Source organism: Sphaerospermopsis kisseleviana CS-549 (genome assembly GCF_028329225.1).
Taxonomy (GTDB): Bacteria; Cyanobacteriota; Cyanobacteriia; order Cyanobacteriales; family Nostocaceae; genus Sphaerospermopsis; species Sphaerospermopsis kisseleviana.
The window spans coordinates 1-10093 of record NZ_JAQMTI010000064.1 but is presented as its reverse complement, the minus strand read 5'-3'; the positions used below and the strand labels follow the sequence as shown (position 1 = coordinate 10093).

The window sequence follows — 10093 nt, the reverse complement described above, 5'->3', positions numbered from 1 at the left end:
CCTGACTCCTGACTCCTGACTCCTGACTCCTGACTCCTGACTCCTGACTCCTGACTCCTGACTCCTAAATTAAACAGCTTTCAAAATTTCATCATCTACAGAAAAATCAACTTCTGTTTTATCTTGTCCACTGGCTAAATAATCATTGTTTAAAGAATCTTGTAAACCAGAAATTAAATCATATTCTGGTTGCCAATTTAATTCAGTCATCGCTTTATTTACCGATGCAAAAAAGTGTTGTACCCGCATGGGGAAAGCTTTACGTTTACCAAAATCAAACTTTTTGGGATCGTAATGTACTATTTTAAGATCAGCGGCAGATTTACCAGCAGCGATCGCACAAGCACGGGCTAAACCATCAAAAGTGACAAAGCGATCGCCTGACACATTATAAATTTCACCAATGGCTTTTTCATTACCAATCACCTGTAACATCGCCTGTGCTAGATCCTTAACATGACCTAACTGGGTAATGTGCATCCCATTTCCAGGAATAGGAATCGGGCGATCGCGGACAATTCTATCAAAAAACCAGCTTTCCAAAGGGTTATAATTCTGAGGTCCGTAAATATAAGTTGGACGAATGGAAGTAAAAGGAATGCCTAACTGTTGTAAGTAAGCTTCCGTTTCATGCTTACCCTTGTGACGACTTTTCGGATCAACAGCATCACCTTCAATGTGGGGCATTTGATCAGACTTTAAATATACCCCAGCCGAACTCATATAAACAAAATGCTTCACCCTACCATGAAAAATTTCCGCCAAGGGTTGAGTATCAGCCAGTTCCCGACCATTATTGTCAAAAATGACATCAAAACTTTCCTGCGATAACTTATCCTTTAACTGAGTTGGGTCAGTGCGATCGCCTATAATCTGTCCTACACCATCAGGTGCGGGATGATTACCTCGATTAAACAAAACCACCTCATGGCCAGCTTTTACCAGCAGTTGAGTCAAGTAGACACCGATAAACCGAGTCCCACCAATAACCAGAATACGCATAAAATCCCAAATCCTTATAAACACAGGTGACAAAACACCCCTATTGTTGAGATTATCAGGTAATTGGTGACTGGTGATTGGTAATTGGGGACTGGGTATTGACACTCTGCGCTCCTAAAGGAGCGCAGATTCTTAGTTCAACGAGTCCACTTAGCTGAGATCCCTTACGGTGTCTAACAAGCGATGAATCATAAAACTCTTGTGGTGCGGGCATCTTGCCCGCTACTGGTGTACTTCTATGAAATCTGCTGTAAATAGGTCATAGCTAATATAGGACTCCTATTTGATTTTTGAACAAACTCAGTAAACCTTTATTACTTCTTTTCTGTTCCCTATTTCCTTTTCCCCGCCTCTACGAGTAAATTCATAAATCAAACCGAATTGCTATAGGTAATTAATTATATTTTTCCCAGTCCCCAGTCCCCAGTCCCCAGTCCCCAGTCACCAGTCCCCAGTCACCAGTCCCCAGTCCCCAATTAATATGTCTTCAAAATATGCCTTAGTCCATGAGTGGCTAACACCTAAAGCCACAGGAGGTTCAGAACTCGTAGTCAAGGAAATATTAAATCATGTAGATGCTGATTTATATGCCTTAATAGATTTTGAATCTACCAACCCAGAAAGTTATCTTTACCAGCGTCAGATAGGCAAAACCTTTCTGCAACATTTACCCTTAGCTCGTCAAGGGGTACAAAAATATTTACCATTGTTACCATTAGCAATCGAACAGTTAGATTTGCGTCAATATGAGGTAATTTTATCTTCATCCCATGCAGTAGCGAAAGGAGTCCTCACCACTCCAGATCAACTGCACATTTGTTATTGCCATAGTCCAATGCGTTATGCTTGGGACTTGACCTTTGATTATCTCAACCAAAGCAAACTAGGAAAAGGTGGAATTGGATGGGTCACAAAATACTTATTGCATAGTTTACGTCAATGGGATGTATTGAGTGCCAACCGCGTTGATTACTTCATCGCCAACTCCCAGCATACAGCCCGCAGGATTTGGCGTTGCTATCGCCGAGAAGCAAAAGTCATTTACCCACCAGTAAACATCGAAAACTTGCCCTTCTGCGCTGAAAAAGAGGATTTTTATCTGATCGTTTCCCGATTGGTGACTTATAAACAAGTATCCTTGATTGTTCAGGCTTTTAATCAACTCAAACGACCATTGGTGGTGATTGGTACAGGACCGCAAATGAAACAACTGCAAGCGATCGCCAGTCCTCATATCCAAATACTCGGATGGCAACCTGAGGATATGGTAAAAACCTATATGGCTCGTGCCAAAGCTTTTGTATATGCAGCTTGTGAAGATTTTGGCATTGCCTTAGTAGAAGCACAAGCTTGTGGTACTCCTGTTATTGCTTATGGTGCTGGTGGTGCTTTAGAAACCGTGCGAGATATTCGCACTTGTATGGACACCGGAACAGGTATATTCTTTAAAGAACAAACAGTAGCAGCTTTGGTGGAGGCCGTAGAAAAGTTTGAAGTCAATCAGGATTTTTTTAAATCTGAGTATATAAAATTACACGCCAGTCAGTTTTCGAGACAGGTTTTTGCAGATCGTTATCTCGATTTCCTGAATCAGTGTCAAGAAAAAAGACCTTCCCTGTAATAATATTCAGGATTTTTGTATTTATTTTCCAAGCTTTTGGGAATTTCCCCCCAGAATTACTGCCTTTTAGCTTTAAGATTGGGACTATGTGTGGTGTGGATTATTAAGGAGTATGATGACTGCCCAGAGTTCACTTCTCTCCGGCAAGCGATACCCACGTAAAGATGCTAATGCCTCGACGCATACTTTAGTCAAACGTGGTCAAAAATCAAAACCGCCCAAGATCAAACCCAGAGGTTTATCTGATCAGGGTTTAAACGGAGAGTTAGCCAAACGACTGTTCGATATTGCATTTTCTTTGTCGGTTTTGATCTTGTTTTTCCCGATATACATAATCTTGGCCTTACTGATTGCTGTAAGCTCACAAGGTCCAATTTTTTATATCCAAGAACGAGTTGGTAAAAACTATCGTCCCTTTAAATGTATCAAATTCCGCACAATGGTAACAAATGCGGATGAAATACTCGCCCAAATGATGGAAACTTCCCCAGAGTTACGTCAAGAATTTACCAGCACTTTTAAACTGAAAAAAGACCCCCGGATTACCAAAATTGGTCACTTACTGCGAATTACCAGCTTAGATGAATTTCCCCAATTTTGGAACGTTTTAAAAGGGGATATGAGTGTAGTAGGTCCCCGACCCCTAGTAGCGGAAGAATTGTCCAAATATGGCTCTCATATTAATGAAGTTTTAACCATTCGTCCAGGCATTACTGGATTATGGCAAGTATCTGGACGTAATGATATACCTTACCCCCGGCGAGTCCAAATAGACCTACACTATGTTAAATTCAGAAATTTTTGGCTAGATTTATGGATCATCTTGAAAACCATTAATGTGGTAGTCATGCCTAAAAATAACGGGGCTTATTAACGCCCTATGGCTAACGCCACACTCCCCTATCAGGAGTATGGCTAATGCCAAGCCCCGCACCTCAGCAGTTCAGCAGCCTAATAAAACCACTGGCTTAATCAAAAAATGCTACAACTTTTATTGTTAACTTGATTAATTCTTCAGATAAATCTATAGTTTATTTGGTTTTTGCCAATCTCAGAAAAATTATTAGAAAAAAGCCTGAAACCCCTTGAGATCAAGTTTTGGATCTTGGCAGACAAACTTAACCGCTTTGTTTTTATAGATAATGGAAACCTAACTTGTTAAAAAGGTTTTTCTTAAGTATAGTAGTTAACATTTGATCTTTAATAGAATAGCAACTAAGACTTGTATGTTTAAAATCAGGCAATTTTAGCAATGAGTTGCTAATTTATCTAGTATTGCCTGTCAATTTTACAACTTCAACAACAAGAGATAATTGGGCATGACAGAAAAAAAACGAGCGTTGATCACTGGTATCACAGGTCAAGATGGTTCTTACTTGAGCGAATTTTTACTAGAACAAGGTTATGAAGTTCACGGAATTATCCGCCGTACCTCCACCTTTAACACAGATCGCATTGATCACATTTACGAAGATCCACATAAAGAAGGTGTAAGATTATTTCTACACTACGGCGATTTAACTGATGGTACTACCCTGCGCCGCATTTTAGAAGAAGTTAAACCCACAGAAATTTATAATTTAGGCGCTCAATCTCACGTTAGAGTTAGTTTTGATTCTCCTGAATATACAGTAGATGCTGTAGGTATGGGAACTCTTCGTTTATTAGAAGCCATCCGCGACTACCAACACCGCACAGGGATTCAAGTACGGTTCTATCAAGCCGGTTCTTCGGAAATGTATGGCTTGGTGCAAGCAGTCCCCCAAAGTGAAACAACACCTTTTTATCCCCGCAGTCCCTACGCTTGTGCAAAAGTTTATGCTCACTGGCAAACTGTAAATTATCGAGAATCTTATAACTTGTTTGCTTGCAACGGTATTCTTTTTAACCATGAATCACCTCGCCGGGGTGAAACATTTGTTACTAGAAAAATAACTAGAGCTGTTGCCCGTATTGTCGCTGATAAGCAAAAAGTCTTATATATGGGTAATTTAGATGCTAAACGTGATTGGGGTTATGCCAAAGATTACGTTAGAGCAATGTGGCTGATGTTGCAACAAGATCAGCCCGATGATTACGTTATTGCTACAGGGGAAACTCACTCAGTACGGGAATTTTTGGAATTAGCATTTGGTTATGTTAATCTCAACTGGCAAGATTATGTTGAATTTGATCAACGCTATCTCAGACCAGCAGAAGTAGATTTGTTAATTGGTGATCCTACAAAAGCACGACAAAAGTTAGGTTGGCAACCTTCTGTAACCTTCAAAGAACTTGTTTCTTTAATGGTAGAAGCTGACTTACAAGCCCTTGGGCATACTTCTCCTAATGGCAATGGTTCAAAACAACCCCAAGATATTGCTACTATCCGTCAAGAATTAGGAACTCTGCATTTTTAAGGGAATAGGAAATAGGGAAGTCTTAACAGGGAATAGTTATAAATATAATACTCTGAACTCCTGACTCCTAATTTATTCAAATTAATCCAAAATCCAAAATCTAAAATCCAAAATTGAATGACTGGCTTAGAACTAAACAATAAAGGTATTCTTGTCACTGGTGGTTCCGGTTTTCTAGGCCGTCAAGTGATAAACCAACTGTGTCAAGCTGGGGCAGACCGTGAGAAAATTACAGTACCGCGATCGCGTGATTGTGATTTGCGAGTTTGGGAAAATTGCCAACGCGCAGTTGAACAACAGGATATAGTCATTCACTTAGCTGCTCATGTCGGTGGAATTGGCCTCAACCGTGAAAAACCCGCAGAGTTGTTCTATGATAACTTGATCATGGGTACTCAGCTAATTCATGCGGCCTATCAAGCAGGTTTAGAAAAGTTCGTTTGTGTGGGTACTATCTGCGCTTATCCTAAATTTACCCCAGTTCCTTTTAAAGAAGAAGACTTGTGGAATGGTTATCCAGAAGAGACTAACGCTCCCTATGGAGTAGCTAAGAAGGCGCTTTTAGTGCAACTGCAATCTTACCGTCAGCAGTATGGGTTTAATGGTATTTACCTACTCCCTGTGAACTTATATGGACCTGAAGATAACTTTGATCCTAAAAGTTCTCATGTTATTCCAGCTTTGATCCGCAAAGTTCACGAAGCACAAACCAAGGGAGAAAAACAACTTCCTGTGTGGGGTGATGGTTCTCCTACCCGTGAGTTTTTGTATTCCACAGATGCTGCACGGGGTATTGTCATGGGTACTCAGTTCTACAATGAATCTGATCCTATTAACTTGGGTACAGGTTATGAAATCTCTATTAGAGATTTGATTAATCTGATTTGTGAGTTAATGGAATATGAAGGGGAGATTGTTTGGGAAACTGACAAACCCAACGGACAACCAAGACGTTGTTTAGATACGGAAAAAGCCAAGGAAGCGTTTGGTTTCACTGCTCAATTCAGCTTTGAAGAAGGGCTAAAAAATACTATTGAGTGGTGGCGCAAAAATGCTGCATAGGTAAAAATCTCACAGTTTATCTGGTTATCTCGTTTATCTCGTTATCTCGTTCCCAGTCTTATCTCGTTCCCAGTCTCTGACTGGGAATGCCATCAATTGACAATTAACAATGGACAATTGACAATTACCCTTGAATGAAACAATTGTCAATTATCAATTATCAATTATCAATTCACCTGTCACCTGTTACCTGTTCGCACATTGCTAAAAGTTGATTCACAGCTAAACAAAACAGAACTTAGACGTAGTTTGCTAAGAAAACGTCAATCTATGACTGTTCAAGATTGGCAAAAAAAGAGCGATCGCATTTCTTCCCAACTCCAAAATTCGCCTTTATTTACCCAAGCAACCACCATCCTCGCCTATTTCAGCTTTCGTCAAGAACCTGATTTAAGTCCACTGTTTACGGACTCGCAGCGTAGTTGGGGTTTTCCTCGTTGTGTTGGTGAGTCTCTATCCTGGCACTTGTGGCAACCAGATGATATACCGCAAACCGGTAATTATGGTATTACTGAACCACACCCGGAAGCACCAACTATAGATCCTACAGAAGTCGATTTAATTCTTGTCCCTAGTGTAGCTTGCGATCGCCAAGGATATCGTTTAGGTTATGGTGGTGGATATTATGACCGTTTGTTGAGTTCTCCCGTTTGGTCTAAAATACCCACTATAGGCGTAGTTTTTGATTTTGCCTATTTCCATCAACTCCCCTTTGATAATTGGGATAAATGTTTACAAGGTGTTATTACTGAATCGCAAATTTACATCCGATAAAATCGGAGCGGCGGGATTCGAACCCACGACCTCCACTACCCCAAAGTGGCGCGCTACCAAGCTGCGCTACGCCCCGTTAACTTAACTTTTAGATTCTTGATCTTAGATTTTGGATTGGGGATTTTGCCAAATTTGTGAATTTAGATTGTGAATCTAACCTTTATTAAGTCACTTTCCTAAATATATCAAAAGTCGAAGGAAAACGCAAGGGGGTTTTTCAAAAAACTTTCAGTATCGCTGCTGCTGCCACCAAACCCGGTACTGCATCAGCATCCCATTGTCCTTCTGCACATCGCCCAGTGTTGAGGATCAAGCGCAAACTATAGGAGTGGGGATAACCTTCTACCTCCATCCATAATAAATCGCTTTCGGCTTCACAGGCAATTTTTTCTTCATCCATTAATTCTGTCGCTAAATGCTTCATCGTATCTGCAAGCTTATTTAATAAGCGACAAAAATCATCTAATTCAACTTTGGTTAATTCAACCGCCCAATTATCTGTACCAACTAAACCTTTAAATTCTGGTGCGTCTGGATTCCAACCTATACGCCAACCAGTTCCGCTTTTAATCACTTTTTCCATTAGTTATTGGTCATTAGTCATTAGTCATTAGTCATTGGGCATTAGGTTATTAATATTTCCCTATCACCTGTCACCTGTCACCTGATGATGGAGTATTAAAAATATTAACCAGGACTTGTACTAGCTTATTACGTTGGTTGCGGGTGAGTTTAGCTATAGCAGTGCGATCGCCCTCTAATGGATTTTGCTTTAAGGAATCATTGCCCGGATAGGAAGCTTCATATATAACTTCATTTGCATTCAAATAGTCAGCTAAAGTTAGTTTCCAATCGAAACGATATATAGGCACTCTACCTTTTACATAAATGTGGTAACGAATCAACCGACTAGCTAAGGTGTTATTTTCAGCCACCTTGCCAGTTTCTTTACTGATATATTGATTTTCTTTTGACAGGTCGGGTAATTGCTGATACACTAACTGCCAAATATCACTAGGGCTGATTCTTTGGGCTACAGCAGGTGAGATGCTCAGAAAATCGAAGTTTCCTGAACCGAAAATCAATACACTCAGAGTTATTATTGTAATTATCAGTCCTGATTGAAACCGCAAAAATAAAAGTTTTTTCTTTTTCATTGATTGATTTTACGATAAAAAAACTGGGAATAGGGAACTAATGACCCATTCCCAGTATCATGTAAATTACAAATCGCCGATAATTTCCGGCTGAGTTAGTTCATCAGACATCTCAATAATGGCTCTAAGTACAGGTTTCATCATGCTATCTTCATTATTTTCAAAATCTTCGTAACGCCGACGCTTGGCACGATTAGCTACTTGCACAGTAATCCGATAGCGATTTGAAGCGGCGCTAATAAGATCCTCGGCACGGTGCATAATTTGAGATTGGGTTGTCTCGAACTTGGAACGCTTGAGCATAATTTGTGTTTGTTAGGATTCTCAACCAGTTTAGCAGTACCAAAAGAAACTGAGAAATTGGAATTGTATATATTATAAATAACACATAAATAACACATAAATTTTTGATCTGTACTTATGTCTAAAAAGAATTTTATCACTTCCCAAAAATCTCTGTTATTCATACTCGGCGCGAGTCTGACTACTTTTTTTAGTTTATCCATCCAACCCTCACAAGCGGGAAATATACCCCGCCCTTCCGATGCACCACTAGAACTAAATTTATTGACTACTCCCCAAGGTTCTGTCATCACCGCTAACACTATTAACTCCACAAGTTTAACGATCCCTAGTTTGTGGTGGGCTAAGGAAATCTCTGAAAATAAACTTTTAGATAACTGGATAGCATATCCAGCGTCTGAAAATGAATCAGCCCGTGTAGACTTGATCGTAAATCAGCAAATTTGGAGTTTATTAGATTATCTAGAACGCTACCGATTTGTGCATAGTCTGGGTAATTATACTCGTAATTTGGGTTATAACATCCGCGTTTTCAATTATCAAAAAGAAATGTTAGCAACTTACACCTGTAAACTGGATTTAAATCCAGACCTATGTAATATCCAAATGACCAATCAAAGTAAGTTGGGTTTACCAATTGAGAATTGAGAATTAAGAATTGATAATTAGGGGTTGCTGATAGCGTAGCGTGGCGTTAGCCATATAACTCTGAAAACTTTACAGGCAAAGGGTTTTAGCTATTTTAACGTTCAAAAAGTGTAAGCTTTTAAGCCTTCCTGTTCGCACTGATTTACCCAGTTTTACTGCTGTTTCTTTGAGTCTTTGAGCATAGGTAGTGCGATCGCCTGCTTCTAATAAACTTTGAATAACCTCCATTTTTAGTTTCGCTGTTACAGCAGGGTTTTAATAGTTTTGATTTTTTGTGACAATATTCTGTTAAATCGTCAAATAATTTGTCCGCGTTGCCAAGCTACCTAGACTACAGCGACAAAAATTGCATCAATTCAGATGGGGTGATGGGGAGGAAAAGATTTTTCCCAGTCCCCAGTCCCCAGTCCCCAATCACCCATTTCCTAAAAACTGTTACAGTCTATAACGCGATCGCAACATAAGGTGGGTTACGGTGTTAGTATGCCCTAAAAACGTTGAGAGAAAACCTTAACCTTATGGCAACTCTAACTGGACAAACTCCCCTCTTCGGCGGTAGCACTGGCGGTCTACTTAAAAAAGCAGAAGTAGAAGAAAAGTACGCTATCACCTGGACAAGCCCCAAAGAGCAGGTTTTTGAAATGCCTACTGGTGGCGCTGCTACAATGCTAAAAGGCGAAAACTTGCTTTATTTGGCTCGCAAGGAGTATGGTATCGCTTTAGGCGCTCAACTCCGCAAATTCAAAATCACTGACTACAAAATTTACCGGATTCTCCCCAGCGGTGAAACCACTTTCATTCACCCTGCTGATGGTGTCTTCCCTGAAAAGGTAAATGCTGGTCGTCAAATGGTGCGCCACGTACCCCGCAGAATTGGTCAAAACCCCAGTCCTGCACAACTCAAATTCAGTGGTAAAGCTACCCACGACGCATAAGGTCTAGGTACTAGGGACTGGGGACTGGGGACTGGGGACTGGGGACCTCATAGGGGTAGGTTTTTAATATTATCTGTGAAGGCAGGACAAGGAAGGCAAGGAGGGAAAGTAGACAAGGAAGATTTTAGACAAGAAATGTACTTCGGCTTCGCTCAGTACAAGGTCTGTTGAGCGTCAGTTTTTGTTACCAAT

At 40.3% G+C, this 10093-nt stretch carries 12 protein-coding genes and 1 tRNA gene; 7 read left to right on the top strand and 6 right to left on the bottom strand.

Annotated features, from left to right (window positions below):
* Positions 1–69 precede the first annotated feature (69 nt).
* Complete coding sequence (locus tag PN497_RS04690) at positions 70–1002, bottom strand: NAD-dependent epimerase/dehydratase family protein (RefSeq protein ID WP_096572773.1); 933 nt, start codon at positions 1000–1002, stop codon at positions 70–72.
* A 481-nt stretch (positions 1003–1483) separates the two neighbouring features.
* Here PN497_RS04690 and PN497_RS04685 point away from each other — a divergent pair, with 481 nt between their 5' ends.
* From PN497_RS04685 to PN497_RS04665, 5 genes are all read left to right on the top strand, one after another.
* Positions 1484–2623 (top strand): glycosyltransferase, encoded by a 1140-nt coding sequence (locus PN497_RS04685; RefSeq protein WP_096570480.1) that lies wholly within the window; start codon positions 1484–1486, stop codon positions 2621–2623.
* 115 nt (positions 2624–2738) lie between these two features.
* A complete protein-coding gene (locus PN497_RS04680; protein WP_096570478.1) occupies positions 2739–3497 on the top strand; it encodes a sugar transferase in 759 nt (252 codons plus the stop codon).
* 445 nt (positions 3498–3942) lie between these two features.
* Positions 3943–5022 (top strand): GDP-mannose 4,6-dehydratase, encoded by a 1080-nt coding sequence (gmd, locus tag PN497_RS04675; RefSeq protein ID WP_096570476.1) that lies wholly within the window; start codon positions 3943–3945, stop codon positions 5020–5022.
* A gap of 117 nt (positions 5023–5139) precedes the next feature.
* On the top strand, positions 5140–6084 hold the full coding sequence (locus PN497_RS04670) for a GDP-L-fucose synthase family protein (RefSeq protein WP_096570474.1): 945 nt from the start codon (positions 5140–5142) through the stop codon (positions 6082–6084).
* A 201-nt stretch (positions 6085–6285) separates the two neighbouring features.
* Entirely contained in the window at positions 6286–6858 is a 573-nt protein-coding gene (locus tag PN497_RS04665; protein WP_096570472.1) for a 5-formyltetrahydrofolate cyclo-ligase, read from the top strand.
* A gap of 2 nt (positions 6859–6860) precedes the next feature.
* Here the strand turns inward: PN497_RS04665 and PN497_RS04660 are convergent.
* From PN497_RS04660 to PN497_RS04645, 4 genes are all read right to left on the bottom strand, one after another.
* Positions 6861–6934, bottom strand: a tRNA-Pro gene (locus PN497_RS04660).
* A gap of 141 nt (positions 6935–7075) precedes the next feature.
* Complete coding sequence (locus PN497_RS04655) at positions 7076–7441, bottom strand: DUF1818 family protein (protein WP_096570470.1); 366 nt, start codon at positions 7439–7441, stop codon at positions 7076–7078.
* A 70-nt stretch (positions 7442–7511) separates the two neighbouring features.
* Positions 7512–8015, bottom strand: a complete 504-nt coding sequence (locus tag PN497_RS04650) for a hypothetical protein (RefSeq protein ID WP_272109710.1) — start codon at positions 8013–8015, stop codon at positions 7512–7514.
* Between the two features lie 66 nt (positions 8016–8081).
* Positions 8082–8318, bottom strand: a complete 237-nt coding sequence (locus PN497_RS04645; protein WP_096570468.1) for a DNA-directed RNA polymerase subunit omega — start codon at positions 8316–8318, stop codon at positions 8082–8084.
* Positions 8319–8435: 117 nt separating this feature from the next.
* Here PN497_RS04645 and PN497_RS04640 point away from each other — a divergent pair, with 117 nt between their 5' ends.
* Complete coding sequence (locus tag PN497_RS04640; protein ID WP_096570466.1) at positions 8436–8966, top strand: hypothetical protein; 531 nt, start codon at positions 8436–8438, stop codon at positions 8964–8966.
* 69 nt (positions 8967–9035) lie between these two features.
* Here the strand turns inward: PN497_RS04640 and PN497_RS04635 are convergent, their stop codons facing one another.
* Complete coding sequence (locus PN497_RS04635; protein WP_272109709.1) at positions 9036–9194, bottom strand: hypothetical protein; 159 nt, start codon at positions 9192–9194, stop codon at positions 9036–9038.
* Positions 9195–9484: 290 nt separating this feature from the next.
* Between PN497_RS04635 and PN497_RS04630 the strand changes: the two genes are divergently transcribed.
* Positions 9485–9901, top strand: coding sequence for a photosystem I reaction center subunit II PsaD (locus PN497_RS04630; RefSeq protein WP_096570464.1), 417 nt, complete (start codon positions 9485–9487; stop codon positions 9899–9901).
* Positions 9902–10093 lie beyond the last annotated feature (192 nt).

Excerpts from the sequence above, each read along its gene's own strand:
- PN497_RS04645 (WP_096570468.1), bottom strand. The coding sequence starts at position 8,318 with ATGCTCAAGCGTTCCAAGTTCGAGACAACCCAATCTCAAATTATGCAC.
- PN497_RS04630 (WP_096570464.1), top strand. The coding sequence starts at position 9,485 with ATGGCAACTCTAACTGGACAAACTCCCCTCTTCGGCGGTAGCACTGGC.
- PN497_RS04650 (WP_272109710.1), bottom strand. The coding sequence starts at position 8,015 with ATGAAAAAGAAAAAACTTTTATTTTTGCGGTTTCAATCAGGACTGATA.
- PN497_RS04635 (WP_272109709.1), bottom strand. The coding sequence starts at position 9,194 with ATGGAGGTTATTCAAAGTTTATTAGAAGCAGGCGATCGCACTACCTAT.
- PN497_RS04685 (WP_096570480.1), top strand. The coding sequence starts at position 1,484 with ATGTCTTCAAAATATGCCTTAGTCCATGAGTGGCTAACACCTAAAGCC.
- PN497_RS04640 (WP_096570466.1), top strand. The coding sequence starts at position 8,436 with ATGTCTAAAAAGAATTTTATCACTTCCCAAAAATCTCTGTTATTCATA.
- PN497_RS04670 (WP_096570474.1), top strand. The coding sequence starts at position 5,140 with ATGACTGGCTTAGAACTAAACAATAAAGGTATTCTTGTCACTGGTGGT.
- gmd (WP_096570476.1), top strand. The coding sequence starts at position 3,943 with ATGACAGAAAAAAAACGAGCGTTGATCACTGGTATCACAGGTCAAGAT.
- PN497_RS04655 (WP_096570470.1), bottom strand. The coding sequence starts at position 7,441 with ATGGAAAAAGTGATTAAAAGCGGAACTGGTTGGCGTATAGGTTGGAAT.
- PN497_RS04680 (WP_096570478.1), top strand. The coding sequence starts at position 2,739 with ATGACTGCCCAGAGTTCACTTCTCTCCGGCAAGCGATACCCACGTAAA.
- PN497_RS04690 (WP_096572773.1), bottom strand. The coding sequence starts at position 1,002 with ATGCGTATTCTGGTTATTGGTGGGACTCGGTTTATCGGTGTCTACTTG.